Source organism: Chitinophagales bacterium (assembly GCA_041392475.1).
Classification (GTDB): Bacteria; Bacteroidota; Bacteroidia; order Chitinophagales; family UBA2359; genus JAUHXA01.
In genome coordinates this window covers 1,989,480-2,003,984 of the sequence record JAWKLZ010000001.1, presented here as the reverse complement: position 1 = coordinate 2,003,984, position 14,505 = coordinate 1,989,480, and the positions used below count along the sequence as shown (strand labels likewise).

The window sequence follows — 14,505 nt, the reverse complement described above, 5'->3', positions numbered from 1 at the left end:
ACTTTGATAGACAGTGCGGTGACAGGGAAAATAAGGGTAGAGACGTTTTACTAAAACGTCTCCAAACTCCAAACATAGACTGATTAAAACATAGACGTTTTGGTAAAACGTCTCTACATCAGTCCAAATGACCAACAATTATGCAAAGCAAAACCAACGAACAAGCCTTAGAAGCAGCCATAGAAAAAGCCTTGACAGGCACAAGCATTGAAGCATTGAAAGCTGCCAATCAAACCCTTGCAGAAGCCCCTGCCTTTTACCGTTCAGGCAATGGCTATTATATGGGAGCAAGCCAAGATTTTAATGCCAAATATGCGATAGACGAAACCCGTTTTTGGCATTTTTTGGAAACGACCCAAGCCGAAGAATTAGAAAAACTCCAACGCTCTGCCGATTGGAAATTGAAGATATTGCAGCGATACGACCGCATGGTCAAAAAATACGGTTTGCTGCGATTGCTCCGCAAAGGATTGGAAGTAGAAGACGCACATTTCACGCTTTTGTACCAATTGCCGATGGCGAGCAGCAGTCAAGCGGTGAAAGACAATTTTGAAAAAAACGAATTCAGCGTCACCCGACAAGTCCAATACAATGTGGACAATCCAAGAGAAAAAATAGACATGGTGTTGTTTGTGAACGGTTTAGCCATTATCACCCTCGAACTCAAAAACCCCTGGACAGGACAAACCGCCAAAGTACACGGCATCAAACAATACAAATACGACAGAGACCCCCGACAGCCCTTGCTTCAATTTGGTCGAGCATTGGTGCATTTTGCCTTAGACCCCGATGAAGTCTATATGACCACCAAATTGGCAGGCGACAAAACCTTTTTTCTGCCCTTCAACAAAGGACACCATCACGGCAAAGGCAATCCCCCGAACCCCTTCGGACACAAAACCGACTATGTGTGGAACGAGGTATTGACCCGTGAAAGTTTGGCAAACATCCTCCAACATTTCATGCGCTTCGATGGCAAACCCACAGACGCATTGAGCAAGCGCACCCTATTTTTTCCACGCTACCATCAATTAGATGTCGTCCGCAAAATCTTGAAACACGCTGCCACAAATGGGCTTGGACAAACCTATTTGATACAGCACTCCGCAGGGTCTGGCAAGTCCAATTCTATCACTTGGGCAGCCTACCAACTCATAGAAACCTATCCCGAAACGCCAAACATTCGAGGCGCAAAAAGCATAGACCGCCCTTTGTTTGATTCGGTGATTGTGGTGACAGACAGGCGATTGTTGGACAAACAATTGCGGGAAAACATCAAGGAGTTTTCGCAGGTCAAAAACATTGTAGCCCCTGCCTATTCCTCCAGAGACCTGCAAAGCAGCTTGGAGCAAGGCAAAAAAATCATCATCACCACCATCCAAAAATTCCCCTTCATCATAGATGGCATTGCCGATTTGAGCGACAAACGTTTTGCAGTCGTCATTGACGAAGCCCACAGTTCGCAAAGCGGTTCGGCAGCAGGCAACATGAACAAGGCGATGGGAATGGCACAAGAGGAAGTAGAAGATGGGCAAGACATCATATTGAAGGCAATGAAAGCCCGAAAAATGAAAGGCAATGCTTCCTATTTGGCTTTCACCGCCACGCCCAAAAACGCCACTTTGGAGAAGTTCGGCACAAAACAAACCGATGGCACTTTCGAGCCTTTCCACCTCTATTCGATGAAACAAGCCATTGAAGAAGGCTTTATTTTGGATGTGTTGGCAAATTACACAACCTACAAAAGCTACTACGAAATCGAAAAATCCATTGAAGAAAATCCCCTTTTCGACACCCGAAAAGCCCAAAAGAAACTCCGTGCCTATGTAGAACAGCACAAAAGCACAATTGCAACCAAAGCCGAAATCATTTCCGAGCATTTCATCGGCAAAGTGTTTCGCACCAAAAAACTGAAAGGCAAAGCCAAGGGAATGGTTTTGACCCAAAACATCGAATCTGCCATCCGCTACTACTTAGCCCTCAACAAAATATTGACCGAAAGAGGCAATCCTTTCAAAATCGCCATTGCATTTTCGGGCGAAAAAACGGTGGACGGCATCAAGTACACCGAAGGGAGCATCAACGGTTTTGCAGAAAAAGACACCAAAGAAAAATTCGATTCAGACGACTACCGCCTATTGGTGGTCGCCAACAAATACCTGACAGGCTTCGACCAACCCAAGCTATGCACCATGTATGTGGACAAAAAACTGCAAGGCGTTTTAGCCGTTCAAGCCCTTTCTCGCCTCAATCGTTCTGCCAACAAGCTCGGCAAAAAAACGGAAGACCTGTTCATTTTGGACTTCTTCAATACGGTAGAGGACATCAAAACCTCTTTCGACCCCTTCTATACTGCAACTTCATTGAGTCGTGCAACGGATGTGAATGTACTGCACGAACTGAAAGGCACTTTGGACGATGTGGGCGTATATGAATGGGCAGAAGTAGAAAACTTTATCGAAAAATACTTCAAGGGGGTAGATGCTCAACTCCTGAGCTCCATCATTGACACAGCCGCCAACCGCTTCAATGCCGAATTGGAATTGTCGGACGAGGCGAAAGCCGACTTCAAAATCAAAGCCAAGCAGTTTGTCAAAATCTACGGACAAATGGCTGCCATCATGCCTTATGAAATAGTGGCTTGGGAAAAGCTATTTTGGTTCTTGAAGTTTTTGATACCTAAGCTAATTATCAGAACGAAGGAGGACGAATTGATAGACGACCTATTGAACTCCGTAGATTTATCCACCTACGGTTTGGAGCGTACCCGATTAAGTCACAACATTGAACTGGACGATGAAGAATCCAAATTAGACCCACAAAACCCCAATCCAAGAAGCGCACACGGAGGCGAAGAGGAAGTTGATGTATTGGATGCAATCATTCAAGCCTTTAACGAAAGATGGTTTCACAGTTGGGAAACTACCCCCGAAGACCAACGCATCAAATTTGTGCAAGTTTTTAAGAAAGTGATGGCGCATTCAGATTTCAAGGAAAAATACCAAAACAACAAGGATGCCCAAAATAGAAACATCGCATTTGACAAGATTTTAAAGGATGTATTGACTCAACAACGGCGACAGGAATTGGAGTTATATAGGTTGACTTCTAAAGACGAATCCTTTTACCAAGCATTTTACGATACAATGAAAAAAATGGTGGACAATCCGAATATTGGGTTGTGACCGATGTGGTGCGCCCATGAAATTGAGATTGCGAAAAGCTGCTCCGACTAAGTATTTTTTGGGATGCTCAACTTATCCGAAGTGTGGGTTTATGGTGACGGAGTGATATTTTCCCAATCATTTAGCGAGCTTCAAGGAACATCCCAAGAATTATGTAGGGCATAAAGTGAAAGTAACAGGAATGATGGCTATTTTCAAAGGGAATGTTCAGATAATTGTGGATAGTGAGGACGAAATTGAGGTGGTGGAGTAGGCTTTTTTGTCGTGGGATTGACATTATTTATAGGTTTTAGCCCCAAATCGGTTTTTGCAAACTGTACGTTATCTGTACGTTGGTAAAAGAAAAACCCTGCAAATGCTTGATTTGCAGGGTTTATGAAAATCGTTATGTGAACCCGAAGAGGTTCGAACTCCTAGTCTCCTGATCCGTAGTCAGGTGCTTTATCCAGTTAAGCTACGGGTCCAACACATAAGTGAACTTTTTAAAGGTTTTAAACCTTTTATAGTAACGCCACTCTTATTTTAGCGGTTGCAAAGATACATTTTTTATCTAAATATTGTATTTCAAAACGCATTTTTTTTCACTAAAGTTCCTATTATGAAGTTAAATTCATTGCTTTTTTGGACAGTTTTTGTGAGTTGGTGCTTTATTTTATATGGTGCTGCCAATAGCAATTCTACATCCAAACCCAGTTATATAGAAGAAACATTGGAGCATGCCCCTCCTGCAAAGGTAAACGACTTATTAGAGTTTGCAGAGAAACATTTGGGTACGCCCTATCATTATGGAGGTTATTCTCCTAAAGGTTTTGATTGTTCGGGTTTTACTTATTATTGTTACCAACAACAAGGCATTCAAATACCTCGAAGTTCTAGAGAACAAATCAATGCGGGCATCGAAATTCCGTATGAACAAGCTCGTGAAGGAGATTTGATTGTTTTCACAGGTACAAATGTCAAAAAACGAGAACCAGGTCATGTAGGGATAGTTATTTCTAATAACTCCGAAGGACTCACTTTCATTCATGCTTCCTCTTCCAAAAAAAGAAATGGCGTTGTTTACAATACGATTCCTGTTGAGGAAGAATCTTTTTACAAAGATCGTTTTTTGCAGATAAGACGTGTTTTTTAACTATCCTATCCGTTTTTCATTTTATCCTCTTTCGGTCGATCATCTGTTGAGTGAGCAATAGACTCACGCATTTCGGTATCTGCTTTGACATTGCGGTAGTGATAATAGTCCATAATACCAAGATGTCCATTACGAAAAGCCTCTGCAATGGCCATAGGAATTTCGGCCTCTGCCTGAATTACCAAAGCACGAGCTTCTTCCGCTTTCGCTTTCATTTCTTGCTCATACGCAATTGCCATCGCCCTTCTTTTCTCAGCTTCAGCCTGTGCAATGTTTTTGTCTGCATTCGCCTGATCTATTTGCAGTTCTGCACCAATGTTTTTTCCGATGTCCACATCTGCAATGTCAATAGACAGGATTTCAAAAGCAGTTCCTGAGTCCAGACCTTTTGCCAATACCAATTTGGAGATAGAATCGGGATTTTCCAACACTTTTTTGTGACTTTCGGCAGAACCAATTGAAGTTACAATTCCTTCACCTACCCTTGCAATAATGGTATCTTCACCAGCACCTCCTACTAATTGTTTGATATTCGCCCTTACTGTCACCCTTGCTTTCACAATCAGCTGAATACCGTCTTTGGCTACGGCTGCTACGGAAGGAGTGTTGATTACTCTTGGGTTTACAGATACTTGTACAGCATCAAATACATCACGACCCGCCAAATCAATCGCCGTAGCAGATTTAAAGTCAAGGTCAATGTTGGCTTTATCAGCCGAAATCAAGGCATTGACCACCGAATTGACCCGTCCCCCTGCGAGGTAATGTGCTTCAAGGTCATTTCGAGTCAGATGAACACCTGCTTTTGTAGCATTGATTAGGGCATTTACAATGATGGCTGGCGGTACTTTACGAACACGCATCAATACCAACTGAATCAATGAAATACGAACGCCTGAAACGACCGCAGAAAGCCATAAGCCTAACGGCACATAGTAGAAAAAAACCAATAAGCCAATCAGCAAAATAATGCCGAAAAATAGAAGCTGAATTCCGATACCCATATTTTTAGTAGTTTATACTTGTTTTACAGTGATTTGATTGCGGTGAATACCTATGATTTCAATTTTTGCATTGTCGGGAATAAATTCTCCATTGGTGCGGACATTGTAAATCTTATGTTTGAAAATGGCTTTTCCCGTAGGCTTAACGTCACCATACGCCATACCTGTGTCACTTATTACCAAATCAAAATCATCATCTAAGGTATTCATTTTTCCTGTCAATTCCTTATCCAATGCAACTCCTTTTGAATTTAATGTTTTATATCCAATAACAAAAAGTAAAATACTGATAATTAGAGAAATAAATAAGCTCAAATTACCTGCCGCTATTCCCAAGTTGGCATAAGATAGAGACACACCAACAATCATAATAATGGTGCCTATAACTCCTGCAACGGTTGTTCCTGGTAATAAAAAAACTTCTATTACTAAAAGAAAAATTCCCAATGTGATGATACCAATAATTGCAATGCCGCTCATTAATTGATGGTTTTGAAGGTAAAAATAGGCAAGGGAAATTTCAAAAGCAAATTTACTTTCTACAATCCATTTATATTTCACTCTCAAAAATCAAAATTTTGAAAGGAAAGGATTAATTTAGCTTTTGAGTTTGTTTTGTCAAACTTACCTTTTCTAATATTGAACAATTCATTTTTATGAAAATTAGTTTCCTTTTGATAGGAAAAACCCAAATTAAATACCTGCAAGAAGGTATTGCAGACTATCAAAAAAGATTGCAACATTATCATTCTTTTGAAATTAAGGTAATCCCTACCCTCAAAAAAAGCAAAAATCTGGCAATTACAGCGATGAAAAATAAAGAAGGGGAGTTGATATTGCAGCAATTTTTGCCAGGTGATTTTGTGGTATTGTTGGACGAATCGGGGAAATCATATACTTCAATGGCTTTTGCTGATTTTCTTCAAAGTTTGTTCAACCGACACATTCGTCAATTGTATTTTGTAGTTGGGGGAGCGTATGGTTTTAGTCCAGAAGTGTATGCTCGTGCCGATGCTCGATTGTCGCTTTCTTCGATGACCTTTTCTCATCAGATGGTGAGACTTATTTTCGTAGAGCAGTTGTATAGGGCTTTCACCATTTTGAAGGGAGAACCGTATCACCATGAATAAAGAATCCATTTTTTAATGCCTTTCTGAATATGAAAACAGCCTCTATTGAAAAATATCATTTGAGTAAACTAACGGAAGTTTTTCAAAAACTGCTGACCATTAGAGATACTGTTGATGTAGAAGGTATTATTGCAGTGGGATTGTTTCACAAAGCCGAACAGCAATTGGGTTATTTGTACCAATTGGAGGAACCGTCTTCTGTGCAAATCAAATCTTTAGAAAATGACCTTATTCTATTGAAGCGTTATATCCAACATTTTGAGGAGTATAGTCAAATTACCAAACAATTCTTTCAGAAAGATAGCCAACAAATAGATGTTTCTATCCTGCAATCTTCTTACCCTTTTTTGGTGGCACAAAAAATAGCTCGACAGCTATTCAGTGATTTTATTGAAGGGCATTATTTTGATATAGGTTTGCAGAAAAGTATTGACCAATTGAAGCATTTTATAGCCTTGTTTTGGCGACAAATCCCTTCATCAAAACCTAAAATTCCTATCAATGAATTGGAGATTTTTCAGGACACTGGAGATGCGGATTTTGATTTGAAAACGTATTTATCCGAACGTATTGATACAACGCCCAATAAGATTTCATCTACTCGTATCAAACAAATAAAAGAAGGTTATTATTTTCTTTATCAAAAGTCATTGATTTATCAAATTCAAGGAAAAGAGTACAAGCTAGCAAAGCGTATAAAATTTTTGGGAGCGGGCTTACGCAAACAAAATGAGGAAGTTATTTATAAAGCACTTCGTCTTATTCAACAATTGGTACAGCCAACAGCCATTACCAGTCCGACTAATTATACTAACACACAGCAGAAACTCATCCGACTTGCAGGTACTTCCGAACCAGATTCGATCATTATATTGATAATCAATGACCAGAGACCTATTAAAATATTGGTTGATAAAAACGGAGATTTCGCTTTTGATGACATCGAGCTGGTATTTGGTGATAACATATTGATTTGTTACAACCATGATTTTCTATTTATTGACAATCATAAGTACCACATTCATATTCATCTTGAGCGTCACTACCCATTTATAGGGATGCACGATCCATTGACTCAAAAAGGTTTTCAAGAAAACGAAGCTCAGATTATTGTGCGATGTACTACCTGCAAGAATTATGAATACGATTTTTCGGTAGAAGAAAACAATAATCGGTGTGTCTTTCCAAAGTGTGAAGGTCAAGAATTTTGGAATTGGGAGGATAGAGAATATTGGATGGAAATGTAATCATGGCATTTTTTTTGTGTGATATTGATAACCTTATAATTGAGTTTTTTAAAAAAAACACCCTAATAACATTCATCTACATGGTCTTCCCAATCAAAAAAATATTATATATTGGGATATTTATGGCTATTGTCTATTGGAGCTCTGTTAAAGTATGGGCACAATATTCAAACTATCCAATTTATCCAAATTTATATTTTGACTGTATTTCTACTGAAAAAGGACTTTCCTCCAATATGACGAAAGATATTATTCAAGATAGAGAAGGGTTTATTTGGGTAGGTACTTCTAATGGTTTAAATAGGTTTGATGGTAAAAATTTTAGAATATTCAAACAGGAATCAAACAATCCCCAAAGTATTAGTGACAGCTATGTCAATTGTTTATTCGAAGATAGCAAAGGTACTCTGTGGGTTGGTACTGTGAAAGGAGGATTGTGTAGATATCGTAATGATGGTATTTTTGATATTTTCAAGCATAATCCAAATATTCCGACTACGATAAGTAACAATCATATACGTTGTATTTATGAAGATAGCAAAGGTATGTTGTGGATTGGTACTCAAAATGGATTGAACAAATTTGATACCAAAACAGAACAGTTTGAAAGTTATTTACCTGATCCTAATAGCGATATTTCTCTCCCACAACAATCTGTCATTAGCATTTTAGAGGACTCACATGAGCGATTGTGGGTTGGAACTGAGGCAGGCGGTATAGCGTTGTATATCCCCCCAAACACAATTGAAGGAAGGGGAGAGGGTTCGTTTTTGAACATCAATAAGGGAAAGGGAGTGCAATTGAAAAGTAACAATATTGGTTCATTATTGGAAGACAAGGAAGGTAGAATATGGGTTGGAGTTTTTGACGGAGGTCTTCATATACTTATTCCTCCATCTGATTGTGAAGAGTATGCACATTGTAGTCCAGAAGATTTTAAATTTATAAAAATTGAACACCACAATTCAAATGGCAAAGGTTCAGATGTAATTTTGTCCTTGTTATTAGATGCCTCAAATACTCTTTGGGTAGGGGATATTTATGGAATAAACAAAATGTCACTCGAACCATTTGAAGGAAAATCCATACAGATGATAAACGAAGAAGTTGAATTCGATTATCTTCCCTTCAATATGATTCAGACAGTTGGCACCACAAATCTAAATATCAATAAAATTTTTCAAGACAAAAGTGGACTATTGTGGTTCGCAAGCACCAAGGGTATATACCAGTATTATGGACATCAGCTGAAGTTCAAAATTTTTTTAAATGAATATACCACTGAAAATGAACTTTCAATTATTTCTTTTTTAGAAGACAAAGACGGAGTGCATGTATGGTTGGGAACTTCAAAAAAAGACTTGCTTCGATACAATAAGAAAAATGGGAAGATTGACAAATATTCATTTTCTACTTCAAATGGTCAAGTTTTGGGATTTGCCTCATCCTTATTTGAAGACAAAAGTGGAACACTTTGGGTAGGTACTTGGTATGGAGAGCTTTTTAGCATCAAAAATCGCAATGACACGCCAGAATATGATTATCACCCTTTGCCTGAACTGTCAAAATTGGATGCAATTGATGTTATTTGGAAAATCATTCAAGATAAGAAGGGCAATTTATGGATATGTTCTCACAGCGGCCTGATTAGATATGATATAGCTACCAAACAAGATGTTTCTTTCTTTTCCGACCTTGCCAACCCCAATAGTTTGCATGGAGAAAATGTTTTCGATATTATAGAGGACAAAAATGGCATTTTTTGGATAGCAACTGGTGGAGGTGGTTTGAATCGGTTGGACTGGAAGAGTGATAAAAACTTTACATTCACACATTATGAAACTGATCCACAAAATCCGAATAGCATTAATAGCAATTTTTTGTATGACATCGAATTGATTGGAAACAGTATTTGGGCTGGCTTACAATCAGGTATTCAAGAATACAATATGGAGCAGGATTCCTTTTACCAGAATAGAACCTTGAATGATGATATAAGTGGTGAAATATTAGGAATCACTCTTGACAATCAAAAACGTGTATGGTTTACCACCAATGACGGATTATATTCCTATGACCCGACCAAAGATGTTTTGTCGCAATATTACCGTAAACAAGGATTGGTCAATAATTTTGAGTTTCGAGGAATCTATTCTGCACCCAATGGAAAAATGTATTTTGGTGGTATTGACGGTTTTAATAGTTTTCATGGGAGTGATATAATTGAAGATACATTTTCTAACATACTTCAAATCACAGATTTTAAAATAGCCAATAAATCAGTGATTGTAGGTGTAAAAGATAAAGATTTAAGTAAACCCATTCTTACGAGGTGTATCAACCATACTAAGGAGATTATGCTTTCTTATAAGCATCAATTGATTACGTTTGAATATGCAGTATTGGATTTTATGTCCTTTGAACATTATGAATACGCTTATCAATTGGAAGGCTTTGACGATGATTGCATGAATATAGGGGAACGCAATAGTGTGACATACACAAATTTAGCCCCTAATACATATACTTTTAAAGTAAAAGCTAAAAACAATGCAGGTGTTTGGAGTCAGCCTACGGTACTCAAAATCAACATTAAACCTCCAATATGGCAGACTTGGTGGTTTATTTTATTGATGGTTTTAGCAGTATGGTTAGGGCTTTTCCTAATTCAGAGCCGAAGAGAAATTTTCATACGCAGACGAAATGATGAATTGGAACAAAAGATAAAAGAACGAACCAAAGAATTAAATAAAAACATCACTCAACTTCAAGAAAAAGAAGTCATATTGGAGGAAAAAAATAATGAACTAAAAAGATACATTGCTTCTAATAGTGACTTGGAAAATTTCGCCTATATTGCTGCTCATGACTTACGCACACCATTGGCAAATATCATGGGGCTGACAGAAATATTGAAAATGAGTATAGACCAGAAACTGAATGAGGAAGAGCTAGAGATATTGGAACATATTAACTTTTCTGCCGCAAATATGAAGCGACTAACAGAAGATTTACTGACTTACTCTCGAGTGAATACTCAAAAACAAAACATTGAAGTAGTAGAACTTAAGAAATTATTGGAATTATTGCTTCAGGAACTCAATATAAGCATAGAAGTAAAAGATGCAACTATTGAATTACATAATATACCAGAATTGATTAGAGGAGATTATTCTCAAATCCGTCAATTATTTCAAAATCTTATTTCCAATGCGATTAAATTTGCTGGCTCAAAATCGCCTCCCAAAGTAATAATCACTGCCAAGTTTGAGAAAGATAATTGGTTATTTGCAGTTAAAGATAATGGCATTGGTATTTCTGAGGTTTCGTTAAAAAAGATTTTTTTGCTGTTCGAAAAACTACACAACAATTCTGAATATGAAGGTACAGGTATTGGTTTGGCGATGTGCAAAACAATTGTGGAAAGACATGATGGTAAAATTTGGGTACATTCAAAACCTCATGAAGGGAGTACTTTCTATTTCACCATTTCCAAAAACCTATAAATCCTATATATGCAATCAAAATCAATAGCAGTATCCAGCATTGAAGAATTGAAGACAACTCTGGCAAACATTCGAAGTGAGGACTTTCAACCTACTGTCGCTATTGCATTTAGTTCACCAGACTTTGATTTTCACAATATAAACGCTATCTTCAGAGACAACAATATTGAATTGATTGGTTGTACCAGTGCGGGTGAAATCTCAAACAATACTACCTTAATCAATAGTCTATCAATTTTATTTTTGGAAATGGATCTTGCTCACTTCAAAGTTTTTGAGCAAGCATATGAAAATAAAAAAGCCGATAGAGCTGCTGCTGCATTGGGGGAGATGGCAAAAAATACATTCACAAATCCAGGTATCCTTGTTTATTCCAGCGGTGTTACCATTGATGGAGAAAGCATAGTAAACAATATCAAGCGAATAATGAAAAGAGATATCCCGATTTATGGTGGTTTGGCAGCAGATAATTTTCGGCAGATAGCAACCCACACTTACACCTCCGATAGTTTGAGGCCTTTTGGGATTGTTGCCTTGATAATTGACACAGATGCTATTGAGATAAAAGGACTTGCTTTTAGTGGTTGGAATGAATTGGGTAAATGGCACACTGTCACCAAAGCAGATGCCAATGTATTGTTTGAAATTGATGGCAAACCTGCCTTAGATATGTTTAGAAGGTATTTTGGCAATCTTGAATTCCAAGCCAAAGAAGGAGGTGAAGAATTGTTCACCATTCCGGGACAGTATCCACTCAAAATAACCCGTCCAGATGGCAATGTAATAATGCGTTCAACATTGATTTATGACTTCAAAAACAGTGCATTGATTTTGGCAGGAGCTGTAAGAGAAGGAGATATCTTTAAATTTTGTCCTACACCCAATTTTCAAGTAGTTGATAAAACTATTGAAGAATATCAAAAATTTTCGAAAGAAGTAGCACAAGTTGATGCCTTAATTATGACTTCATGTGCAGGAAGACAATATTCATTCGGGCCTATGTTTGATGATGAAGTTGAGGGAATTTATAACATCTGGAAAAAACCCATGGTCGGATATATGTCTTATGGTGAAATTGGGAGTGCTGATGAACGAAATATTTGTGAATTTCACAATGAAACCTGTTCTTTAGTAACCTTGAAGGAAAAATAAAGAAATGGATTTTTTAAAAAGCTTAAGAGATTTACTCAATGGACTTTCCATTCCTGATTCTATTGAAAGCCAGATTAATGCAGAGTTGCAAGAGCTGGAAAAACAATGGAAGAGGAAAAGTTTTGCTGTTGAACGACTTCAAAAAGATAAGGGTATTACCGAAGAATTTCTCAATATCACCATTCAAGAATTAGAGAAAAGCAATGAACAATTGAAAGAATACCAACAAAAAGAGTTGGAGGAAAAAGAAAAAAAGATAAAAAATCAGGAAGCTCAATTGAAGGATATCACCGATGCAATGCCCTTTAGTTTGGCTTATGTAGATAGGAATTATTGCTATCAAATCAATAATTCACGGTACAATGAATGGTTTGGAAGAACAGCCAATAATTTAAAAGGAAAACACATTAAGAGTATTTTAGGAACAGATCTCTTCAATAATATTGTAAAATCTATGATTGACAGAGTTTTTGAGGGCGAAATTATTCAATATGAATTAGCCTATACCAACAAAGAAGGCAAAGATGTAAACTGTAATATAACCTATACGCCAGCCTACAATGACGAAGGGGAAAATATAGGTGCTTATATTTTTGGTGAAGATATTACACTGCTTAGAGAACAGCAAAAAGCATTGGCACTATCTAAAAAAACACTGACTGATCTGTTTGACAATGTTTATGAAGCAATACTTGAATGGGATAATAAAGGATACATTACCAATTACAACAAAGTGGCGGCAAAGCTTCTTGGAATAAAAGAAGGTGAGCCATTTTTTATTCCTTCAGTCATAGGTAGTGATGATAAAGAAAGGAGCAAACACTTCCTCAAACAGTTAAAAGAACAAGGTTTTGTAAAAAACTTTCGACAACGAATTACCAAACCAGACGGTAGCATTTATTATGTAGAGATAAGCGCAGTGGCAAAATATGATGAAAAAGGGAAGTTTATTGGTTCACGTGATATTATAAGGGATATTACAGAAGAAATAAAAGTTGAACAGGCCTTAAAACAATCGGAAGCTAAGTACAAATCTCTGGTAGAAAACAATCATTTTGGCATCATACAAACCGATATGAATGGAATCATTACCTATTCTTCTCCTCGATCCAATGAGCTTACAGGTTTCATCACAGATATATCTCCTATCGGAACTAGTTTTGCCAACTACATCGCTCCCGAAGATTTGCCTGAAGTAATGAAGCAGTTCGAAAAACTCATTACAGGGAAAATTCCCTATGACATTTTTAGGAGAAGAATAGTCCGAAAAGATGGTAGTTTTTTGTTTGTAGAAGGTACCTCTATCATTTTGAAGGACGAAAACAATCAGCCTTATGGCATCAACGCCGTTTACAATGATGCTACCGAAAAAGTAAAAGCCGAGCAGGAAATTGCCCAAAAAAATCAAGAACTGCAAAAGTACATAGAAAGCAATATGCAACTCGAAAATTTTGCACGCCTTGCTTCCCATGATTTGAGAGAACCTTTACTCAATATTCTTGCTTTTTCAGATTTGCTGAAAGAAGAATTTGAAAGTGATATTAGCGAACAAGCACATGCTTACGTTGATTATATACAAGAATCTTCCAAACACATGGAGCGTTTGATAAATGATTTACTCAACTATTCAACCATCGGAAAATATTCTAATCCAAAACTCACCAATTTGAATGATTTAATGAGAGATATAGTTGTGGATTATTCTGTGGTCATAAAAAAGAAAAATGCCATTATTTCATTTGATAACTTGCCGATTGTCAAAGGGCATCAAACCGAACTGAGAAGTCTCTTTCAAAACCTCATCAGCAATGCGCTCAAATATCAGAAACCCAATATTCCGCCTAGCATTACCATTGGCTTCAATGCTGAAAAAGATCATTGGCAATTTTCTGTGTCCGATAATGGGATTGGAATCGCTTCTGAGCACCACGAACAGATTTTTGTCATTTATAAACGGCTAAATAACCGCCATCAACACGAAAGAAGCACAGGCATAGGTTTGGCACATTGCAAAAAAGTAGTAGAATTGCATGGAGGTAAAATATGGGTGACATCAGTGCTTGGAGAAGGCGCAACCGTCCATTTTACTATTAGCAAACATTTAAAAAAGTTCAAAAAAAATCCAAAAGAATTGAGTTCGATATAAGTT

9 protein-coding genes and 1 tRNA gene are annotated in these 14,505 nt (G+C 37.5%); 7 read left to right on the top strand and 3 right to left on the bottom strand.

The window, feature by feature from the left end; all coding sequences use genetic code 11:
• The first annotated feature begins 140 nt into the window (after positions 1-140).
• Positions 141-3,185 carry a DEAD/DEAH box helicase family protein gene (locus R3E32_07360; protein ID MEZ4884524.1) on the top strand — a complete coding sequence of 1,015 codons (3,045 nt, stop codon included), beginning with the start codon at positions 141-143 and terminating at the stop codon, positions 3,183-3,185.
• 390 nt (positions 3,186-3,575) lie between these two features.
• Here the strand turns inward: R3E32_07360 and R3E32_07355 are convergent.
• A tRNA-Arg gene (locus R3E32_07355) sits at positions 3,576-3,649 on the bottom strand.
• A 134-nt stretch (positions 3,650-3,783) separates the two neighbouring features.
• Here R3E32_07355 and R3E32_07350 point away from each other — a divergent pair.
• A complete protein-coding gene (locus R3E32_07350; protein ID MEZ4884523.1) occupies positions 3,784-4,317 on the top strand; it encodes an NlpC/P60 family protein in 534 nt (177 codons plus the stop codon).
• 5 nt (positions 4,318-4,322) lie between these two features.
• Here the strand turns inward: R3E32_07350 and floA are convergent, their stop codons facing one another.
• A complete protein-coding gene (gene floA, locus R3E32_07345; GenBank protein MEZ4884522.1) occupies positions 4,323-5,321 on the bottom strand; it encodes a flotillin-like protein FloA in 999 nt (332 codons plus the stop codon).
• A gap of 12 nt (positions 5,322-5,333) precedes the next feature.
• Positions 5,334-5,882: a hypothetical protein gene (locus R3E32_07340; protein MEZ4884521.1), complete on the bottom strand. Its 549-nt coding sequence runs from the start codon at positions 5,880-5,882 to the stop codon at positions 5,334-5,336.
• A 95-nt stretch (positions 5,883-5,977) separates the two neighbouring features.
• Between R3E32_07340 and rlmH the strand changes: the two genes are divergently transcribed.
• The 5 genes from rlmH (at position 5,978) to R3E32_07315 (ending at position 14,502) form a co-directional block, all read left to right on the top strand.
• The gene (gene rlmH / locus R3E32_07335) at positions 5,978-6,451 is read left to right on the top strand and encodes a 23S rRNA (pseudouridine(1915)-N(3))-methyltransferase RlmH (GenBank protein MEZ4884520.1); all 474 of its coding nucleotides are present in this window, start codon (positions 5,978-5,980) and stop codon (positions 6,449-6,451) included.
• A gap of 29 nt (positions 6,452-6,480) precedes the next feature.
• Positions 6,481-7,698, top strand: a complete 1,218-nt coding sequence (locus R3E32_07330) for a hypothetical protein (GenBank protein ID MEZ4884519.1) — start codon at positions 6,481-6,483, stop codon at positions 7,696-7,698.
• 236 nt (positions 7,699-7,934) lie between these two features.
• On the top strand, positions 7,935-11,204 hold the full coding sequence (locus R3E32_07325; GenBank protein ID MEZ4884518.1) for a two-component regulator propeller domain-containing protein: 3,270 nt from the start codon (positions 7,935-7,937) through the stop codon (positions 11,202-11,204).
• Positions 11,205-11,213: 9 nt separating this feature from the next.
• Positions 11,214-12,356: an FIST N-terminal domain-containing protein gene (locus R3E32_07320; GenBank protein MEZ4884517.1), complete on the top strand. Its 1,143-nt coding sequence runs from the start codon at positions 11,214-11,216 to the stop codon at positions 12,354-12,356.
• A gap of 4 nt (positions 12,357-12,360) precedes the next feature.
• Positions 12,361-14,502 (top strand): PAS domain S-box protein, encoded by a 2,142-nt coding sequence (locus tag R3E32_07315; protein MEZ4884516.1) that lies wholly within the window; start codon positions 12,361-12,363, stop codon positions 14,500-14,502.
• Positions 14,503-14,505: the final 3 nt, after the last annotated feature.